Below are 18,199 nucleotides of genomic sequence, written 5' to 3'. Positions count from 1 at the left end.
GCGACCCGATTTCCGGGCCCGCCCGCATTGACCTCAAGGAGGCTTGAAGTCCTACGGTCGATCGCATCCTGACGATCCATGACCGGACGCGTGGAAGGACCGCGGAACATGACGATCAAGACGTACGCACCGGAGGTCATCGCCACCCAGCCCATCGGGGCGTGGAGCGGCGAGGCCTACCGCCGGGTGGTCGGCGGCCTGCGCGAGCAGCTGGCCGTGGAGGGCCTCACCCAGCCGCACTGGTGGACGCTCAACCACGTCGCCGGCAGGCCCGGCGGCTGGCACCGGACCACCCTGATCGAACGGCTCACCCCCTACGACGACCAGGACACCGCCTTCGACGCCGTCCTCGACGACCTGATCGCCCGCGGCTGGCTGACCGAGGACGCCGACACCGCCCTCACCCTCACCGACGACGGCGAAGCCGCCCGCCTGCGCGCCCGCGAACGCAACCTGCGCATCCACGAACGCACCCACGAGGGCATCGCCCCCGAGGACTTCGTGACCACCATCAACGTGCTGCGCCGCATGGTGGCCAACCTGGGCGGCAACGGGAACCTCCCCGACTGAACCGCTCCCCGACGCTCCCCGACTCTCCCCGGCCGGCCGCTCTCCGGCGGAGATCGTTTGCTGACGGAGGGTCAAATGCTGGACGTGGCGGGCACCCTGAGGAGTGAGACCGTGCCCGACCGTCCAGGGGGAGACCACCATGGGGCTGATCCACGCATGGCGCATGCAGAAGCTCGTCGCGGACGCCAGGACCGCGTTCAACGAGGGCGACGCCACCTTCGTCGCCGTCCTGGACATCGACTTCCGCCACCCCGGCGCGACGATGAAGAAGATCCGCAAGGAGCTCGACGTGATGATCCGCAACGTGGAGGCGGTCGGCTGGCAGTGCGTCGGCGTCCAGCCGTTCCTCTCCTCCGTCGAGATCGGCTTCATCCGCAGGAACTGAGCCCCCCGCCCTGCTCAGCCCCGCCCCGCGTCGGTCGTCCGGCGCGGGGCGGTGCCGTGCGGCGGCGGAAGAGCGGCTGAATTGACCCATGAAAGTCGGCTTAAATTGCCACATGATCATGGGTCGATCAGGCCGTAGATTGATCACATGACGACGACGAAGAACACCAACGCCGCGACCGCCACCGCCGCCCCGATCCTGACCCGCTGCGCCCAGGCCGAGACCTGCGCCGACCCGAGCGCCACCATGACCCTGCTCGCCGAGACCGACCCGGGCCAGGGCGGCTTCACCGTCTACCGCTCCACCTTCTCCGCGGGCGCCGCCGGAGCCCCCTCGCACTTCCACACCCGGGCCTGGGAGCTGTTCTTCGTGATCAGCGGCTCCCTGGAGGTGCTGGTCGGCGAGGACGTCACCGTCCTCGGCGCGGGCGACTTCCTCGCCGTGCCCCCGAACACCCCGCACGCCTTCGCCGCCGCACAGGGCTCCGAGGCCGACGTGCTCTTCATGTTCACCCCCGGCATGGACCGCTTCGACTACCTGCGCCTGCTGGGCAGCGTCATGCGCGGCGAGACCCCGCCGGCGGCCATCGCCGCCTCCTCCGAGCGCTTCGACAACCACTACGTCGACAGCCCCGCCTGGCGCGCCGCCCTGGAGACCCGCGCCTGAGCGGCGGGCCCGGTGGCCGGCCTGCCTGGCCGACCTGCGCCGTCGGCCCGTCGAGCGGCGGCGGGCCGGGTGTGGAACGGTGGAAGACCGGGGGTCCCCGGTTGCGAGAGGAGTGGCCATGTCGTCGAAGCGCCGCCGCAAGAAGAAGGCCAGGGCCAGGCGCGGGGCCAACCACGGCCGTCGCCCCCAGTGCTGAGCCGCGACTGAGCGCGGCCGTCGGCGGGCTCCCCGCCGGCGGCCGCGATCGCGCTCGGAACCGCAGAAGTCCGCTCGGAGCCTCCCGCTCAGGGCCTCCAGCTCAGAGCCGCCCGCGCCCCGCGAAGCCGCCGCGCGGCACCACGTGGTACGTCGCGTGGTCGCGCCCGTCCGCGCCGAGGACCAGCTCCAGGATCACGCCCCGCCCGTCCGCGCGGGCCTCGCGCAGCAGCTGCGCCGGGTCGCCGTCCGGCGGGGTCCGGTCCAGGATGTGGCGCGGGTCGTCCACGACCGGGTACGGCCGCGCCGGGTCGTGGATGCCGACGCCGGGCCGCTCCCAGTGCAGCCGGGCCCCCGGGCTGAACAGCGCGGGGGAGTCCATCGCCCAGCCCTCCGCGGTCCTGCCGCCGTCGCGGTACCAGCGCAGCGCGTGCTCGACCGTCCCGCCCGCGCTCGTCCGCTGCCCGGCGGGGGACCACGCGGCCACGTTCGCCGCCCCGATCCTGGGCAGGGCGGCGGTGATGTCCTCCCGGATCACGAAGTAGGCGCGGGCGTACATCCGGCAGACCATCAGCGCGCGGCCGTCGGACGTGGTGCGGAACAGGCCGAAGGCGGACGGGGCGAGGGAGTAGTCCGAGACCAGGGTCAGCACGTGCTCGACCCCCTCCACCGCGCCCAGCGCGTCCACCACCCCCCGGATCCGCTCCCGTTCCGCGGCCCGGGCCGCCCGCGCCCGCGGCGAGGAGGCGAGGGCGCGCATCCGCCGCTCGGTGGGCCAGTGCCCGCGCGCGCCCTGCAGGGCGTCGAACAGCTTGATCAGCGGATAGAGGAGGAGCTGCAGGAAGCCTTCCACCGGCCGGGTGTCCTCTCGGGTCGCACGCAGTTTGCCCCCACACCCTGTCCGGTCGCAGCCGTGGCCCGCAATCCGCCCCGGTACTCAACTCCCCGCCGGGCCGGGCCCCCGACGCGAGCGGGCCGCCCGGAAGAAGGCGTTCGCGGCGGGCAGGAACATCAGCACGACGGCGGAGAGCACCGAACCCACGTGCAGGGCCCGGCTGGCACCGAAGACGAGGTCCAGCGGCCCGGCCTGCGCCAGCTCCCAGCTCAGGGAACGCCCCTGGGCCAGGGCCTGGATCGGCTGGAGCACCATCGACGCCGTACCCAGGACACCCAGGCCCAGCGCGAGCGCGACCCGGGCCCAGTTACGGCCCCGGCACATCTGCCGGGCAGCCAGCAGCGCGGCGGTGAACACCGGCAGACGGATCGCGAGGCCCGCCGCGATGCCGCCCCCGGAGCCGGAGGAGTCGGCGAGCATCCTGCCGACCGCCAGGACCGTCTCGAACGCGCCGGCGGCAACGGCCGTCACCCACAAGGCGAATGCGGTACGCACCGGAGCCGGCGGTAAGGCGGCGCCGAGCGGCGCGGCCTGGGTACGGGGGCGGGCGGGGTCCAGACGTGCGGAGGGGGAGTGGGGCATCGCGGGGCCTCGGTTCGGTGACGTGGGGTCAGGGACGGTCCGTTCGGACGCCCTTGATCCTCCTCGCACGACACCGCCGGGCCCCTCCGGCAGCCCGGCGGATTCCCCGGGGGGTTGTCCCTACCCTGCCTCTGCTGCGGCGCTGTTGTGGTTCCGGGTCACCCCTCGACCGGGAACTCGCCCTCCCGGACGGTGGCGATGAAGGAACCCCACGCGGCCACCGGGAAGGCGAGGACGGGGCCGTTGGGGTCCTTGGAGTCGCGGACGGGGACGAAGTCGGGGATGCCGGGGGCCACTTCGATGCAGTTGCCGCCGTTTCCGCCACTGTGGCTGCTCTTGCGCCAGATCGGCATGCTGGCTCCTCGGGGCGGTTAGGCTGGAAGGTCGCCCGTGCGGACGGCTGTGATGAAGGCTTCCCAGGCCGCAGTAGGGAAAACGAGGACGGGGCCGTCGGGGTCCTTGGAGTCACGCACGGGGATCGCGCCGGGCAGGAATCCGGGGGCCACCTCGATGCACTCGCCCCCGTTGTCCCCGCTGTAGCTGCTCTTGCGCCAGGTCGGCATGCCGGCTCCTCGGTGGGTCCTACGCGGGAAGGTCGCCCGTGCGGACGGCCGTGAGGAAGGCTTCCCAGGCTGCGGCCGTGAAAACGAGGGCCGGGCCGTCGGGGTCCTTGGAGTCGCGCACAGGAACGAGGTTGGGGAATCCGGGGGCCACTTCGATGCAGTCGCCGCCGTCTGGGCCGCTGTGGCTGCTCTTGTGCCAGGTCGGCATGGCTGGCTCCCCGGGGCTGTTAGGCCGGAAGGTCGCCCGTGCGGACGGCTGTGATGAAGGCTTCCCAAGCCGTGGCCGTGAAAACGAGGGCCGGGCCGTTGGGGTCCTTGGAGTCACGGACGGGGACGAGGTTGGGGAATCCGGGGGCTACCTCGATGCAGTCGCCGCCGTTGCCGCCGCTGTAGCTGCTCTTGCGCCAGGCAGTCGCGTTGAACTCGGTCCTCGTCATCTCTGAAACCCTCCAGCGCATCGGCGATCAGCGCGCGCGAGTCGGCTACCGGCAGTGCCTCCCCGAGAAGCAGATCATAGCTGCGACGATGACCTGCCACGATCACCGGATCATCGCTGGAATGCCCTCGGTCGAGACTCTCGGAGTAGACGCTGGTCCGCCCGTCCGGCATCTCCAGCAGCACCATGGACTTGTCGACGATGACTGGACGACGTGTGAACGGGACGACCTGGATGACGACGTTCGGAAGCTTCGAGATAGACAGCAGATGTTGCATCTGGCGCATCATCACCCCAGGGCCGCCGAAGACGGTCCTGATGGCGCTCTCGTCCAGAATCACCAGGAGTAGCGGTCCCTCCGGCTCCAGGAACCGCTTCTGCCTCGCCAGCCGAGCTACTGTCCGCTCCCGGATTACGTCACGTTTCCCGGCCGCATCACTGATGGCGAATACTGCTTCCGCGTATTCGCGACACTGTAGAAGCCCGTGCACCACAGCCAGCTGAAAGATCCTGGCAGCGGCAGCTTCGGACTCCATGTCGACGTGGCTCTGGAACCAATCCGGATGTTCGGCCTGTGCGTTCCAGTCGACCCGACCCCAGAGCCGGATCAGCGCCCCACCCGCGCCGAGCAGCTCATCAGCCTTCGCCACCAGCTCCGGTGGCATGCGTCGCTGGCCGCTCTCATAGCGGGTGATGATCGTTCGGCTGCAGTGCAGCAGCTTGCCCATCTCTTCCTGCGTGACCTCGGCCTGCTCCCGGTAGAACCGCAGCTCCTCGCCGAACAGTTGAGCCGAACTGGCTGTCAATTCCCGCTTGATTCGCCGGTGTGCCACAGCAGCCCCCTGACGTACCAACATGTGCCTGGTACCTGATTTCGGCCATCACCGTACCTCCGGGCGCCGATCATTGATACCGGAACGCGATCTTTTGCTTGCACAGCGTGACACCGCGCTCCTTTCGCACGCCCCCCTTCCGCCCCCCGAGGTACTTCGCCATGCCCGTGTCCCACCGCCCCCGCACGTTCGCCGCCCGGCTGGACTCCCGTACGGACTCCACCCCGTTCGCCCGCCACTTCCTGCGCGCCTACCTCGCCGCGCTGCCCCTCGGCGACTGCTACGCCGACACCGCCGAACTGCTGCTCGGCGAGCTGTTCGCCAACGCCGTCCGGCACTCCGACGCGCCCGCCGACCGGCTGGTCGAGGTCCGCTTCTCCCTGGTCGGGGACCGGCTGCGCATCGAGGTCCACGACGCCGGCTCGGGCCGCCCCTCCCTGCGCGCCGCCTCGCCGGACGACGAGTGCGGGCGGGGCCTGTTCCTCGTCAACGAGCTGGCCGAGCGCTGGGGTTGCTGTCCGCGCTCCGGCGGGATCGGCAAGTTCGTCTGGGTGCTGGTCGCGCCCGATCCCGATCCCGATGCCGCCCCCGCCCTCGCGCCCGCCGCCGTCGCGGTCTGAATCGGAGGCACCCCCATGCGACTCGCCCTCACCGCCCGGCACCTCCTCACCGCCGGCCGTACCCCCGCCGAGGCCTACGCGGCCCTCGCCCGCCGCACCGGCGAACCCGAGCGCTGCGCCCGCGCGGTCTGTGCCGCGCTCGACATCCCGGCCGTCGAAACGGCCCGCCGGCTCGACGAGTGCCGCGACGCCCTGTTCGCCCCGCCCCACCCCCGCCCGAACGCCGAGGCCGACACGGGTGAACTCCTCGAAGCCCTGGGCGTGTTCGACGTGCCCGTCGTCCTCGACTCCCGGGACCGGGCCGTCATCGACCTCTTCCTCGCCGCAATCGACGCCATGGGCGGCATCCGCAGCGGCCACCGGCACGGCCTGGCCCGCTGGTTCACCACCGGCAACCTGACCGCCGCCGCCTACCTCTCCCTGGCTGCTGCTCACCCGCTGCCCCGCACCGGCGACCCGGCCCGCTACTGGACCGTCCTGGTCTCCGCCGGCGAACTCCTCACCGCCGTTCCCCGCCCGGACACCCGCCTCAAGCTCGCCCTCGCCCACTGCCGCACCCGCGCGGCCCACACCACCCGCCCATGAGCCGAACCGGCCGTACGGGATTCCCAACGCGCCCCAGGTGGTAGGCACTTCCACGATCATCCGGATCGGAACGGGGGACGTGGCGTGCGGTGGGTCGAGTCGCTGGTGCTGGTGTCGGTCCCGCCGTTCGTGGCGGGGGTGCTCTACCGGCCCGTCATGGGGGTGTTGGACATCCTCGACCTGTGGAAGGGGTGGTGGATCCCGCCGCAGATCGCCGGCCGCATGCCGCGGGCCGTCATTCCGAGCGCGGCCGACATCGACGGCTACGGACGCGACCTGCACGCGTCGGTGGGCACGGCCCCGGTGACGCTGCAGGAGCACTGGCGCCGGGGGATCCGGCGGTCCTGGGGCATCGAGGCCTGGCTCCTGGTCTTCGCCCTCCTTCCCGCAGCGCTGGCCGCGACATTCGCGCTGACCGGACTCTTCCTCACCGTCCACCCGAGCAGTTCGGAGGATGCGGAGTTCCTCCGGAAGAACACGCTGCTGACCTTCTCCCTCTGTGCCGGCGTGGGCAGCGCGGCCGTGCTGTGGGTCTACCGTTCGATGTTCCTCTACCGGCGGCGGGTCGGCGAGAGCCTTCCGCTCACCTCGGCCGTCGACCTCGCGCGGCTCCTCAGGAAGTGCCAGGAGGCCGCCGACGGGACGATCCAGCTGCTGGAACTCGACCGGCACGTCACCCGCCACACCAACCGCCTGGCCTGGTTCGCCGAGTACGGCGTCGACCGCGAGCAGCGGCGCAAGGCCCTGCGCCCGCACATCGCCGGTGTGCAGCAGGCCCTGGAGCGGGAGATGTCGAACGCCCTGCGGGACGGGCCGGAGGCGGTGCCCCGACTGGCCCGGCTGGTCGCCACCCTGCTCGACCGCTCGGTGCAGGGCCGGTGGATGGGTCTGTTGGACGAGGCGGACCTGCCCGAGACGCCGGCCGACCTGGTCACCGCCCGGGAGAGCCGGCACGACCGCGCGGTCGTCCTGGCGGGCAGCGTCGCGGCGGTGCTCATCGTCGGCGCGGCGACGGCGGCCGACCTGCCCGCCTCGGTGGTCGCGCCGGCCGCGCTGACCGCCCTCATCGGCCCCGCCGTGATGTGGGGCAGCGAGAAGCTCGGCACCCCGCGCGAACACCACGGCGCCCTACGGGCCGCGCTCGCCCCGGCCGCGGACCCGGCCGGGAGCACCGGCGAGCCGCCCGCTCCGGATCCCGCCCCCGCCCCCTGACGGCCCGTTGCACGGGAAGTCGGCGGGGTCGACTTCCCCTGCAGCGGCCGCCGGGAATGCAGAGAGACCGCCTCGGGCCACCAGGGGCCGGGCGGTCTCTGCTGTCCGGGCGGGCCCATGCGCCAACACGGCCCGTTGCCGATGTTCCCGAGATGTTGGAGTGAACAGCGCCCCCCGGGTTCCGGACCCGCAGGTCCGGGTGACGCCGCTGCAAATCGTCACATCCGGCCAGGACGGCTTACAAGTGGACGCTGCACGAACGCACATCAATATCCGGTTTCAAATCGCTGAACTGCCACTTTCTGGTAGGGCGTTGCCGAGATTGCGGGCGGGGGCCGGGACCCCGGCGCATCAATCCGTGCGATGTTCACCGAACCGATTGGGAATCACCCGTACGCCTGACAGAGTGTTACGCCACCGGGCACCCCGAGCGACGCCAACCGCGCGAAGTGCCCGTCCGTTGGAGTGGACAGTGATATAGGAGGATCCTCGATGACGAGGAAACGGAACCGGCGTGCCCGCATCCACTGCGCGGCCGGCACCCCGAAACCCGCGCGCCGCCCCCGCCTGCCCCGGCCGTCCGCACTCGGCGAGCCGGCCGCGGTCGTCGTCGTGGTCGTGGTGACGGTCGTCCTGGCAGCCGCGCTGGTGGCGACCGGCATGTCCGCCGGAGCGGCGCTCGAACTGGCCACCGGAGGCTGGCTGCTGGCCGCCGGACGGCGACGGGAGCGGGCCTAGCGGAAAGCGCCCGCCTGCGATGGGACGCCCAGAGAAACCGATCGAGGCGACCGAACCGGCCCTGGGCCGGCTCGCCGCCTGGCTCCGCGAACAGCGCGAACGAGCCGACCTGACGTACCGTCAACTCGCCGATCGGACCAACTACCACGCCACCACCCTGCAGCGGGCCGCCGGCGGGCACTCCGTGCCGAGCTGGAAGGTCGTCGAAGCCGTCACCCGCGAATGCGGCGGCGACCTCAAGACCGCCCGGCGCAAGTGGGCCCAGGCCAACTACTGGGCCCACGTGCCCCGCCCCTCGGGGAGCCGGCGGCTGCGGGCACCGCGGCGGGTCGACCCCGAGCAGGTCGACTCCTTCGCCGACCTGCGCCAGGCCATGCACGAGATGCGGCGCAAGGCCGACTGGCCCTCCCTACGGGAACTGGACCGCCGGGCCCGCGGCAGGGGCAGACGCCTGCCCGCCAGCACGCTCGCCCTGGTCCTCAAGGGCGAGGCCCCGCTGCACAAACCCGTGTTCCTCGCCTACATGGAGGCCTGCGAGGTCAGGGAGGTCCGCCGCGTGCTGTGGGCGGCGGCCTGGGAGCGGACCAACAACGCCCGCACGCCCGTTCCGGTCAACTCCCGCATGCACCACAGCGAGTTCGCCCGGGCCATGCAGTCCTCCAGCGGCGGCACCTCGACGGAGATCCTGTTCCGGCTGTGGGTGACGCTGCGCAACAGCCTCGCCGCCGAACGGCCCGACGACCCCGGCCCCCGCGCCGCGGCGGGCCGCGAAGGCACCGACGACAGCCCGCCGGTGCCCGTGTGACCGGGCCCGGGGGGGGGGCCCCCCCCCCCCCCGCCCCGGGCGCCCCCGCCCCCCCCCCCCCCCCCCGCCCCCCCCCCCCCCCCCCCCCCCCCCCGGGCCCGCACCCAACCGCGCTCCGTGCGCGGGCCGTCCGCCGACCCGCACCCGCCCGCGCCGACCTCGGGATACCTCGGGACACCACCATGCCGACACCACCCCGCACAGCGGCCGCCCGCGGACCGACCCTGGGCCTGTGGGCGCTGCACGACCTCCACCTGCGCCACTACCTCGACTACACCGCCCTGATCCTGCCGGCCGCCGACGCACAACTGGTCGTGCGCGACGCCTTCGAGGAACTCGGCGGGCACTGGCTCGACGCCCTGGCCACCGCCAGCCCGGCCGCGTGCGCCTGGCAGGCGGTGCGCCGCCGGGTCCGCACCCTGGCCGGGCCACGACCCTTCGGGCCGGTCGCCCACCTCACCGCCGCGCAGCAGGACGTCCTGCTGCTGCACCTGGTCCTCGACCTGACCGCCGTACAGGTCGCCGCCCTCACCGGCACCGAACCCGCCGCCGTCCACGTCCAGCTCCGCGCCCTCGCCGCCCGGGCGACGGCGTGACCGGGGCCGGGTGCGCACGGGGGCGGTCGGCCGCGGGACCGTGCCGATCGGCTCGCCGCCCCGGTGGGGCACGTGGCGGCCTGCGGCGCGCCCGCGCTCGCGCCCGCGCCCGACGTCCGGCCCCGGAAACGCGGACGGGGCCCGGCACCCCGATGGGTGCCGGACCCCGTCCGACGATGGAGCGCCAGGCCCGGATCGCACGGACTCTCCCTACTGAAAGTAGGGCGTGCTCTGGTAGCACCGCTGACGCCTGGCGAGAGGTCATTCCCCCTCGCAACAGGAAGAACACTAGCAGCTCACGACAGGTGTACGAGCCGCGGGGCCGTGGCCGCAGGCCCGGCCGCCGAAGGGGCCGGAAGGCCGGAGCGCGCCCGGGTGAGCCGGGCGGCGGCCCCGGGCCGTAGACGTGGACGGGCGCCACCCGCCGGAGGAGGCGCCCGACCCGGCGTCAGGAGGCGGGCATGCTCAGGTACCACGGCGCGTGGCGGATCACCGTCATCGGGCGCAACGCCGACTTCGACCAGCGGGCGGTCGTACGCGGCCCGCACGGCTCCCGGGTGCTGGCCGGGCGCGTCGGCGCGGCACTGCAGGTCGACGGGGAGAGCTGGACGCTGTCCCTGGAACACCACTCGTGGGAGCGCGGCTGGCGGCCGAACCTGCGCACCACCCCCGGGCCGGTCACCGAACGCGACGGCGTCCGCAGCCAGCTGCTCATCAGCAACGACTGCCACTGGCCGGGCAAGCCGCTGGACTACGTCAACTTCGTGCTGCGCCTGGACCAGCCGCTCGGCCCGGCAGCCGGGTCGGCAGCCGGTTCGGCGTCCGGGTCGGTGCCCGGCCCCGTGCCCGGTCTGGGGCCCGGGCGCGTCTCCTCCCCGTGGCACCCCGTGCGGTGGGCGATCTGACGGCCGACCGGGCGTGGCCGCCGACGGATAACGACCCGACGTGATCGCCGGCGGATGATCGGGCACGACTAAAGTCCCAGGTGAGAACCCGTCGCGCCCGAGGAGACCACGCCATGCCGACCGACCCCACCGCCGGAGCCCCCGCCCGCCCGCAGGCCGCCCGTCCGCAGCCCGCGCGCCTGGGACTGGGCACCGCCGCCGTCGGCCGGCCCGGCTACATCACCCTCGGGCGCGACACGGACCTGCCCGCCGACCGCACCGTCGAGGCACTGCGCGAGCGCACCCACGCCCTGCTCGACGCCGCGTACGCCGCCGGGGTGCGCTACCTCGACACCGCCCGCTCCTACGGCCGCGCCGAGGAGTTCCTCGCCCAGTGGCTGGACGAACACCCCGAGGCGGCGGCCGAGGTGACGGTCGGCAGCAAGTGGGGCTACACCTACACGGCCGGCTGGCAGGCCAGCGGGGTGGCCGCGCACGAGGTCAAGGAGCACTCGACGGCGGTCTTCGACCGCCAGGTCCGCGAGACCCGCGCCCTGCTCGGCGACCGCCTCGACGTCTACCTCGTCCACTCCGTCGTCCCCGGCAGCCCCGCCCTCACCGACCCCGCCCTGCACGAACGGCTGGCCGCGCTCGCCGCCGACGGCGTGCGGGTGGGCCTGTCCACCAGCGGCCCCGCCCAGGGCGACACCATCCGCGAAGCCCTCGCCGTCACCGTGGACGGCCGCCCGCTGTTCACCGCCGTCCAGGCCACCTGGAACCTGCTGGAGACCTCCGCCGCCCCCGCCCTCGCCGAGGCCCACGCGGCCGGCTGGTTCGTCGTGGTCAAGGAAGGCATGGCCAACGGCCGCCTGGCCGGCCGCAACGCCACCGGCCCCGACACCGCCGCCCTGCGCACCCTCGCCGACCGCACCGCCACCGCCCCCGACGCCCTCGCCCTGGCCGCGGCCGCCGCCCAGCCCTGGGCCGACGTCGTCCTGTCCGGCGCCGCCACCCTCGACCAGCTCGCCTCCAACCTCACCGCCGCCGACGCCCGGCTGACCCCGCAGGACCTCGCGGCCCTCGACGGCATGGCCGAGCCGGCCGAGGCGTACTGGCGCACCCGCTCCGAACTGCCCTGGGCCTGATCAGCGGCCGGCGACGGCAACTGCCCGTAACGGCAGGGCGTTTCGGCCGACCGGCCTTCCCCCCTCCCCGGGCCGGGGGGCCGGTCGGCCGTGCGGGGGTCAGGCCTGCGGCGCGGTCGCCCGCCCGCACCCGCCCGGATTGTCGGTGCCCGCTCCTACGGTGGGCGCCATGACGCAGCACCCGGACCTCGCCGCCGCCCTCGCCGACCTGACCGTCCCCCTGCCGCCCGGCCGCCTCGTCGGCGCCGACGACGGCCGGGAGCCGCTGCTGTGGATCAGCGACGCCCCCGCGCCCGCCGGGCTGTGGGCGCAGCTGCACCGCGCGCACCCGCAGAGCGGGCTGTGGCCGCTGCTGCTCAGCCCGCTGGACCGCGGCGACGCCGACTACCGGCCCTGGCTGTCCGGCGAGCTGTACCCCACCGACGCCGCGATACCCGGGCTGTACGACCCGGCCGCGCTGCTGCGCAGCTGGTGGGAGACCGGCGAGGCGGGCGGCTACGAGGAGGACGGGGAACTGGCCGAGGCCCTGGCCCCCTACGGGTTCACCTGGCCCGGCACCGCGCCCGCGGCCGACGTGCCCGAGGGGGCGGCGGGCGGCGAAGCTCAAGAGCTTGCCGACGTGCTGCAGTCCGTCAAGGACGTCCGCCTGGGCCTGGTGCGGGCCGGCGGCGGCGCCGAGGCGCTGGCCGTGTGCGGCTGGGGCGGGCCGGTGAACCACGTGGACGACATCGCCCAGGTCGCCGCCGTACTCGCCGACTGGGAGCGCCGCTTCGGCGCCCGGGTCGTCGAAGTCGGCTTCGACACCCTGGAGCTGAGCGTCCCCGTGCCGCCCGCCACGCTCGCCGAGGCGCTCCCGCTGGCCGCCGAGCACACCTCGCTCTGCCCCGACCTGGTCTTCCAGGGCTCCGGCAGCCTCACCGAGTACGCCGAGCAGCTGGTGGGTGCCCACCAGTGGTCCTTCTGGTGGGACTGACCCGGCCCGCGCGGGCCGGGTCCGGTGGGCGCCGCTCCGGTGGGCGCCGCGGGCTTCAGTACTCGGCGCTGGGGGCCGCCGCGGTCGGCCCGAGGTCCGGGTGGTCGCGCAACTCCAGGGCCTCGCCGTGGTGTTCGAGCTCCAGCACGACCAGCTCGTTGCCGCCCGCCCGCCACAGCGGCGCCGGGGCGTAGAGGGTGCGCTGGGGGCCGGCGGCGCTGTAGCGGCCGAGCAGGAAGCCGTTGAGCCACAGCAGTCCGCGGCCCCAGCCGGGCAGGGCGACGAACGCGTCGGCGGGGGAGGGCAGTTCGGCGGTGAAGCGGTGGAACACCGGCTCGCCGTCCCGGGCCGGGGTGTCGGGCGTGCCCGGGGCGAAGCGCAGCGCGGACAGGTCCGTCAGTGGCAGCGGCCGGATCTGCCAGCCGAACAGTCGCTGGCCGCCGTGCGAGACGCCGCGCGTGATGCCCTTGCGGTCGTCCATGTTCGGGCCGTAGTTCACCCGGCCCAGCGCCTCGACCAGGATGTCCAGGGTGACCCCGTCCTCCCCGGTGGCCAGTTCCAGCGTCGTGCCGGGGGAGTTGCGGTCGAGGGTGCCCAGCGGGCGCCCGTCCGCGAAGACCTGCGCCCGGTCGGCCAACCCGTCGATGCGCAGCGGCAGTTCGGGGCGCGGGCCGGGCACCCGGGTGCGGTAGTGGATCAGGCCCAGGGACTGCCCGAGCAGCTCCATGGGCAGCGGCGCGGCCCGCTCCACCGGCTGGGACAGCGCGTCCAGCTCCGCCAGCAGCGCGGCCTGCCCCCATGACCGCTCCAGGCGCTGCGGCGCCACCCGGGGTGCGGGGGAGGGCAGTTCGCCCTCCGGCAGCCGGACGTAGCGGCCGATGACCTCGCGCAGGGCGTGGAACTTCTCGGTCAGCTCGCCGGCCTCGCCGATCGGCGCGTCGTAGTCGTAGCTGGTGACGGTCGGCTCGTAGCCGGCGTCCAGCGGGTGTGCGCCGGCGTGGTTGGCGCCGGACCACAGGCCGAAGTTGGTGCCGCCGTGCGCCATGTAGAGGCTGACGGAGGCGCCGGTGGCCAGCAGTTCGTCCAGCGAGGCCGCGGTCTCCTCGGCGTCGCGCACGTGGTGGGGCAGGCCCCACTGGTCGAACCAGCCGATCCAGAACTCCATGGCGGTCAGCGGCCCTTCGGGCTGGTGGCGGCGCAGCACCGCCAGGCGCTCGGGGGCGCGCGAGCCGAAGGTCACGGTGGCCAGGTGCCCGGGCAGGGCGCCGCCCTGCTGCATGGTGTCGTGGGCGCCGTCGGTGGTGAACAGCAGGCAGTCCACGCCGCGCCGCACCAACCCGTCGCGCAGGTGCCGCAGGTACGCGGTGTCGTCGCCGTAGCTGCCGTACTCGTTCTCCACCTGCACCGCCACCACCGGCCCGCCCCGGCTCGACAGCAGCGGCAGCACCTCGGGCACCAGCGCGTCGAACCAGCCGTCCACCTCGGCCAGGTACGCCGGGTCCGCGCAGCGCAGCCGCAGCCCGTCCACCGCCAGCAGCCGGGCCGGCAGTCCGCCGAACTCCCACTCCGCGCAGATGTACGGGCCGGGGCGCAGGATCACGTCCAGCCCCATGTCCCCGGCCAGCCGCACGAACCGCGTCACGTCCCGCCAGCCGGTGAAGTCCACGCGGCCGCCGGGCAGTTCGTGGAAGTTCCACGGCACGTAGGTGTCCACGGTGTTCACCCCCAGGGCCCGCACCCGCCGCAGCCGGTCCTCCCACAGGTCGGGGTGGATGCGGAAGTAGTGCACCGCCCCGGCCACCACCCGGTGCGCCACCCCGTCCCGCACGAACCCGTCCGCGTCGTACCCGAGCATGCGCACACCCCGTTTCCCAGAAGGAGACCCCGGCCCACCCGAGCCTAGCGAGGAACCCGCCTCCCCGGCCGACCATCCCCCGGCACGTCCGGCACGTCCGGCAGGGTGGGGCTCGGCGGGTGATCGAGTCGCAGCGGTGGGGTTCAGCGGGGTGTGGGGGGCGGGATGGTCGGGCCGAGGGGGATGGCCGGGCCGAGCGGGTGGCAGCCGTCCCAGGAGGCGGCCTGTCCGGGCGGGCAGGAGGTGGGCACGGGCGGCAGGGTGAGCACCGGTCTGGGCGGGATGGTCGAGCCGAACGGGGGTTTGGCGGCGGGGGCCGCCGGCTGCTTCCGGGTGGGCGATGGCGGGGCCGGGGCCTCGGGCGCCGGGGCGGCCGTGGTTCGGGGCCGGGCCGGCTGGGTGGCCGGGGCCTCGGGTGGGGCGGTGGCTTCGGCCACGGCCCCGGGGCCGTCCGTCGTCGGCGCGGCCGCGGGCGTCTCGGTGGGTGCCGGTGCCGCTGCCGGTGCCGCTGCCGGTGCCTCGGCCGACGGGGAAGCGGAGGGGGAAGCGGAGGGGGAGGGGACCGAGGTGGCCGCGGAGCCGGGAGCCGCCGGGGCCGGCGACCCGGTCAGCAGGAGCGTCCCGCCGATCCCGGCCGCGCCCAGTACGCACACCCCGGCCGCCAGGGCGAGGGTCCGCCGACGCCGGGTCGTCCTGTCGTTCTCGGCCCTGCCCTCGGGGCCGCCGTCGGCTGTCCTCTGCACTCTTCCTCATCCGTCCGCATGGTCACGCCTGTGAGCTGCGCGGATGCTACACGAGGCGTCAGGACCGGCAGGTACGTCACCCCCTACCGATACGTGACTGATTCGGCCCCCGCCCGCCGCGGCCTACTGTCGGGGACGTCAGACGCAGACGCGGCCCGGTGCCGCGACGAACCCCTCAGGAGCACACCATGACCGCCTACGCGATCGCCCAGGTCCACTCGGTCGAGTTCGGCCCCGACATCGTCGAGTACCTGGAGCGCATCGACGCCACCCTCGACCCGTTCGACGGCCGCTTCATCGTCCACGGCGGCACGTACGAGACGGTGGAGGGGCGTTGGGGGACGGGCGGGACGATCGTCATCGAGTTCCCCGACTTCGAGCGGGCCCGTGCCTGGTGGGACTCGCCCGCCTACCGGGCGATCCTGCCGCTGCGCACCCGGCACATGGCCGCCGACATCATCCTCGTCGAGGGCGTGCCGGCCGGCTACCGCGGGGCGGAGGCGCTCAAGCACTGACCTGCCGTCAGGATCCCAGCCGTTCGCGCCACCACGCGACCGTGGCCTCGACCTGCTCCTCCAGCGGCGTCGCCCGGACGGTGAAGTGCGCCTCGTAGTCGGCGGAGTCCACGACGAAAGGGCGGTCGAACTGGTAGCGGGTCTCGCGCAGTTCGCGCAGCAGGGGGGAGAACAGGCCGGCCGCGCCCAGCAGGACGGGGGACAGTCGGCGCACCGCGACGGGGGCGGTGCCGGCCTCGCCGGCCAGGTGTCCGACCATCGCGCGGATCGACGCGGCGGGGGCGGTGGGCACGTGCCAGGCCCGGCCCCAGGCCCGTTCCTCGCCCGCGACCTCGGCCAGCGTCCGTGCCACGTCCGGCAGGTAGGTCCAGCTGTGCGGGGCGTCCGGGTCGCCGAGGACGGCGACGGGGCGGCCCTTGAGCAGGCCCGGCATCGCGCGCGCCGCCAGGTGGCCGCCGTCGGTGACGCCGGGGCCGAAGAAGTCGGAGGCGCGGACCTCCACCGCCCGGATCCGCCCGGCCTCGTGCAGCGCCCGTGCCTGCTCCCAGGCGGCCGCCCGCACCCGGCCCTTGGGGCCGGTCGCGGCGAGCGGCAGGTCCTCGGTCAGGGGGCGGGTGGGGTCGGGCTGCGGCCCGTAGCCGTACAGGTTGCCGAGCATGACGAGGACCGCGCCGCTGTCCTCGGCCGCCGCGCACAGCGAGGCGGACAGGGCGGGCCAGCGCGCGGCCCACTGCGGCAGCGGCGGCGCGGCGCAGCCGTGGATGGCCACGGCGCCGTGCGCGGCCCGGGCGAGCGCGGCGGGGTCGCTCGCGTCGAGGGCGAGGTGCCGGACGCCCCCGTCGCCCGTGCTGCCGGGGGCGGCCTGGGCGGGGCGTCCGGAGCGGGTGACGACCCGGACCTCGTGGCCCTGTTCGGCCAGCAGGCGGGCGGTGGCGGCCCCGGCGGGCCCGTGTCCGACGACGAGATGGAAGCTCACCGGCCCCACCCTATCCGTGCCCCCGGCGGCAGGAGACGGCGCGTCAGGTGTCCGGGGTCGTCCCTCCGTCCCGCCTCAGTCGCCGCTGTCGCCGCTGTTCTTGTTCTTCCGGCCCCAGCTGCGCAGGAGGACGGGCAGCACCTCGCCGGCGCGGACCGTGATGGTCGCGACCACGCGCGTCCACGCCGGTCCGCCCCGGTCGGCCCACACCACGCACCCGCACCCGGCGACGACCAGCACCAGGATCCCGATCAGCACCGCACCGACCATCTCGGCCACCTGCCCTTCACTCCGTACGACCGTCGTACCCCTCCGATACGTCCCACGTGCGGATCCTTCCACCCGGTTCGGTCGCGAACCCCGAGGCTGTGCCAGGATGCCGTAGCCGATCCCCCCGATCGCCCCACGCGTCCACCGCACCCGAGGAGTCACCCGTGGCCACCGCCCGCTTCGCCACCCTGCACACGACGGCGGGCCCGATCCGCCTGGAGCTGTTCCCGTTCCACGCGCCGAAGACGGTCCGCAACTTCGCCGAGCTGGCCGAGGGCACCCGCGAGTACACCGACCCGCGCACCGGCGAGCCGGGCAGCGGCCCGTACTACGACGGCACGCTCTTCCACCGGGTGATCGCGGGCTTCATGATCCAGGGCGGCGACCCGACCGGCACGGGCACCGGCGGCCCGGGCTACGCCTTCGCCGACGAGTTCCACCCGGAGCTGTTCTTCACCAAGCCGTACCTGCTGGCCATGGCCAACTCCGGCCCGGGCACCAACGGTTCGCAGTTCTTCGTCACGGTGGGCACCCCCACCCACCTCAACCGCAAGCACACCATCTTCGGCCAGGTCGCCGACGCGGCGTCCAAGGCCGTGGTGGACGCGATCGCCGCCGCCCCCACCGAGGGCGAGCGCCCGGTGCAGGACGTGGTGGTCGAGTCCGTCGAGATCACCTGGTCCTGAGCCCGAGGACCCGAGGACCCGAGGACCCGAGAAGCCGAGGACCCCGATGAGCGTCGCACCGCAGAGCTTCCCGTCGCACCCGATCCGCGGGGTGCAGGCCCGCTACGTCCGCCAGACCGGCTGCCCCTGCGACGTGGCCGTCGTCACCGTGGACTTCGAGCCGTGGGAGGAGGGCGTGCGCCTGGAGGTGGCGCCGGACGCCACGGTGCGCGGCGACTCCGACCCGCACTACCTGGCGCTGTTCCACGCGGCGCTGGCCGAGGGGGTGCGCGAGGAACTGGCCGAGCGGGCGCCGGGACGGACCGTGGCGCTGGCGGTGGTGGTGCACTTCACCGTCGTGCACGAGATCGACTCGCGCGAGCACTCCTTCCGGGTGGCCGGACGCCTGGCCGCGCGTGAGGCCCTGGCCCGGGAGGGCGGCGGTCCCGGGGAGGACGCGGACGGCCGCCGCCCGTAGTGCGGGCGGCGGCC

General features: G+C 74.2%; 26 protein-coding genes. 15 read left to right on the top strand and 11 right to left on the bottom strand.

The genetic code is table 11. The annotated features are described in order from the left end of the window. The first annotated feature begins 108 nt into the window (after positions 1 to 108). From ACIRST_RS22685 to ACIRST_RS22675, 3 genes are all read left to right on the top strand, one after another. Positions 109 to 570, top strand: coding sequence for a MarR family transcriptional regulator (locus ACIRST_RS22685; RefSeq protein WP_350519467.1), 462 nt, complete (start codon positions 109 to 111; stop codon positions 568 to 570). A gap of 139 nt (positions 571 to 709) precedes the next feature. Beyond that, positions 710 to 955 carry a hypothetical protein gene (locus ACIRST_RS22680; RefSeq protein WP_350519468.1) on the top strand — a complete coding sequence of 82 codons (246 nt, stop codon included), beginning with the start codon at positions 710 to 712 and terminating at the stop codon, positions 953 to 955. 147 nt (positions 956 to 1,102) lie between these two features. Next, positions 1,103 to 1,621, top strand: a complete 519-nt coding sequence (locus ACIRST_RS22675) for a cupin domain-containing protein (RefSeq protein ID WP_350519469.1) — start codon at positions 1,103 to 1,105, stop codon at positions 1,619 to 1,621. A 298-nt stretch (positions 1,622 to 1,919) separates the two neighbouring features. On the opposite strand, the gene ACIRST_RS22670 is transcribed toward ACIRST_RS22675, so the two are convergent. The 7 genes from ACIRST_RS22670 to ACIRST_RS22640 form a co-directional block, all read right to left on the bottom strand. Beyond that, on the bottom strand, positions 1,920 to 2,669 hold the full coding sequence (locus ACIRST_RS22670; protein WP_402803901.1) for a hypothetical protein: 750 nt from the start codon (positions 2,667 to 2,669) through the stop codon (positions 1,920 to 1,922). An 84-nt stretch (positions 2,670 to 2,753) separates the two neighbouring features. Further along, positions 2,754 to 3,206 carry a hypothetical protein gene (locus ACIRST_RS22665; RefSeq protein ID WP_402803899.1) on the bottom strand — a complete coding sequence of 151 codons (453 nt, stop codon included), beginning with the start codon at positions 3,204 to 3,206 and terminating at the stop codon, positions 2,754 to 2,756. Positions 3,207 to 3,451: 245 nt separating this feature from the next. Beyond that, entirely contained in the window at positions 3,452 to 3,646 is a 195-nt protein-coding gene (locus ACIRST_RS22660) for a DUF397 domain-containing protein (RefSeq protein WP_402803897.1), read from the bottom strand. An 18-nt stretch (positions 3,647 to 3,664) separates the two neighbouring features. After that, positions 3,665 to 3,856 carry a DUF397 domain-containing protein gene (locus ACIRST_RS22655; protein WP_350519473.1) on the bottom strand — a complete coding sequence of 64 codons (192 nt, stop codon included), beginning with the start codon at positions 3,854 to 3,856 and terminating at the stop codon, positions 3,665 to 3,667. Positions 3,857 to 3,875: 19 nt separating this feature from the next. Next, entirely contained in the window at positions 3,876 to 4,064 is a 189-nt protein-coding gene (locus tag ACIRST_RS22650; RefSeq protein WP_350519474.1) for a DUF397 domain-containing protein, read from the bottom strand. Positions 4,065 to 4,083: 19 nt separating this feature from the next. Further along, entirely contained in the window at positions 4,084 to 4,221 is a 138-nt protein-coding gene (locus tag ACIRST_RS22645; RefSeq protein WP_402803967.1) for a DUF397 domain-containing protein, read from the bottom strand. Further along, positions 4,178 to 5,149 (bottom strand): helix-turn-helix transcriptional regulator, encoded by a 972-nt coding sequence (locus ACIRST_RS22640; RefSeq protein ID WP_350519475.1) that lies wholly within the window; start codon positions 5,147 to 5,149, stop codon positions 4,178 to 4,180. Before ACIRST_RS22640 ends, ACIRST_RS22645 begins: the two co-directional genes overlap by 44 nt. A gap of 137 nt (positions 5,150 to 5,286) precedes the next feature. Between ACIRST_RS22640 and ACIRST_RS22635 the strand changes: the two genes are divergently transcribed. The 9 genes from ACIRST_RS22635 to ACIRST_RS22595 all read left to right on the top strand — a co-directional run bounded on the left by ACIRST_RS22635 (position 5,287) and on the right by ACIRST_RS22595 (position 12,683). After that, on the top strand, positions 5,287 to 5,745 hold the full coding sequence (locus ACIRST_RS22635) for an ATP-binding protein (RefSeq protein WP_402803894.1): 459 nt from the start codon (positions 5,287 to 5,289) through the stop codon (positions 5,743 to 5,745). A gap of 15 nt (positions 5,746 to 5,760) precedes the next feature. Next, complete coding sequence (locus tag ACIRST_RS22630) at positions 5,761 to 6,330, top strand: hypothetical protein (RefSeq protein ID WP_402803892.1); 570 nt, start codon at positions 5,761 to 5,763, stop codon at positions 6,328 to 6,330. Between the two features lie 84 nt (positions 6,331 to 6,414). Continuing rightward, on the top strand, positions 6,415 to 7,542 hold the full coding sequence (locus tag ACIRST_RS22625) for a hypothetical protein (RefSeq protein ID WP_402803890.1): 1,128 nt from the start codon (positions 6,415 to 6,417) through the stop codon (positions 7,540 to 7,542). Positions 7,543 to 8,034: 492 nt separating this feature from the next. Continuing rightward, positions 8,035 to 8,280: a hypothetical protein gene (locus ACIRST_RS22620; protein WP_402803888.1), complete on the top strand. Its 246-nt coding sequence runs from the start codon at positions 8,035 to 8,037 to the stop codon at positions 8,278 to 8,280. A 19-nt stretch (positions 8,281 to 8,299) separates the two neighbouring features. After that, positions 8,300 to 9,085 (top strand): helix-turn-helix domain-containing protein, encoded by a 786-nt coding sequence (locus ACIRST_RS22615; protein ID WP_402803886.1) that lies wholly within the window; start codon positions 8,300 to 8,302, stop codon positions 9,083 to 9,085. 182 nt (positions 9,086 to 9,267) lie between these two features. Next, a complete protein-coding gene (locus ACIRST_RS22610) occupies positions 9,268 to 9,681 on the top strand; it encodes a hypothetical protein (RefSeq protein ID WP_350519481.1) in 414 nt (137 codons plus the stop codon). A 461-nt stretch (positions 9,682 to 10,142) separates the two neighbouring features. Next, a complete protein-coding gene (locus ACIRST_RS22605; protein ID WP_402803884.1) occupies positions 10,143 to 10,586 on the top strand; it encodes a hypothetical protein in 444 nt (147 codons plus the stop codon). Positions 10,587 to 10,699: 113 nt separating this feature from the next. Then, positions 10,700 to 11,710, top strand: a complete 1,011-nt coding sequence (locus tag ACIRST_RS22600; protein WP_402803882.1) for an aldo/keto reductase — start codon at positions 10,700 to 10,702, stop codon at positions 11,708 to 11,710. Between the two features lie 169 nt (positions 11,711 to 11,879). Then, positions 11,880 to 12,683 carry a DUF4253 domain-containing protein gene (locus ACIRST_RS22595; protein ID WP_350519484.1) on the top strand — a complete coding sequence of 268 codons (804 nt, stop codon included), beginning with the start codon at positions 11,880 to 11,882 and terminating at the stop codon, positions 12,681 to 12,683. 55 nt (positions 12,684 to 12,738) lie between these two features. Here ACIRST_RS22595 and ACIRST_RS22590 read toward each other — a convergent pair whose 3' ends face one another. After that, a complete protein-coding gene (locus tag ACIRST_RS22590) occupies positions 12,739 to 14,538 on the bottom strand; it encodes a beta-galactosidase family protein (RefSeq protein ID WP_402803880.1) in 1,800 nt (599 codons plus the stop codon). A 143-nt stretch (positions 14,539 to 14,681) separates the two neighbouring features. Then, positions 14,682 to 15,281 (bottom strand): hypothetical protein, encoded by a 600-nt coding sequence (locus tag ACIRST_RS22585; RefSeq protein WP_402803878.1) that lies wholly within the window; start codon positions 15,279 to 15,281, stop codon positions 14,682 to 14,684. 188 nt (positions 15,282 to 15,469) lie between these two features. Between ACIRST_RS22585 and ACIRST_RS22580 the strand changes: the two genes are divergently transcribed. Beyond that, on the top strand, positions 15,470 to 15,796 hold the full coding sequence (locus tag ACIRST_RS22580; protein WP_402803876.1) for a DUF1330 domain-containing protein: 327 nt from the start codon (positions 15,470 to 15,472) through the stop codon (positions 15,794 to 15,796). Positions 15,797 to 15,803: 7 nt separating this feature from the next. Here ACIRST_RS22580 and ACIRST_RS22575 read toward each other — a convergent pair whose 3' ends face one another. Then, positions 15,804 to 16,772 carry an NAD-dependent epimerase/dehydratase family protein gene (locus tag ACIRST_RS22575; protein ID WP_402803873.1) on the bottom strand — a complete coding sequence of 323 codons (969 nt, stop codon included), beginning with the start codon at positions 16,770 to 16,772 and terminating at the stop codon, positions 15,804 to 15,806. Between the two features lie 75 nt (positions 16,773 to 16,847). Continuing rightward, the gene (locus tag ACIRST_RS22570; RefSeq protein WP_402803965.1) at positions 16,848 to 17,042 is read right to left on the bottom strand and encodes a hypothetical protein; all 195 of its coding nucleotides are present in this window, start codon (positions 17,040 to 17,042) and stop codon (positions 16,848 to 16,850) included. 164 nt (positions 17,043 to 17,206) lie between these two features. Between ACIRST_RS22570 and ACIRST_RS22565 the strand changes: the two genes are divergently transcribed. Further along, positions 17,207 to 17,728, top strand: a complete 522-nt coding sequence (locus ACIRST_RS22565; RefSeq protein ID WP_350519489.1) for a peptidylprolyl isomerase — start codon at positions 17,207 to 17,209, stop codon at positions 17,726 to 17,728. A 46-nt stretch (positions 17,729 to 17,774) separates the two neighbouring features. After that, positions 17,775 to 18,185, top strand: a complete 411-nt coding sequence (locus ACIRST_RS22560; RefSeq protein ID WP_350519490.1) for a hypothetical protein — start codon at positions 17,775 to 17,777, stop codon at positions 18,183 to 18,185. Positions 18,186 to 18,199 lie beyond the last annotated feature (14 nt).

This window comes from Kitasatospora sp. NPDC101447, from assembly GCF_044767225.1.
Taxonomy (GTDB): domain Bacteria; phylum Actinomycetota; class Actinomycetes; order Streptomycetales; family Streptomycetaceae; genus Kitasatospora.
The sequence above is the reverse complement of the archived record's forward strand: the minus strand, read 5'-3'. Positions and strand labels throughout refer to the sequence as shown.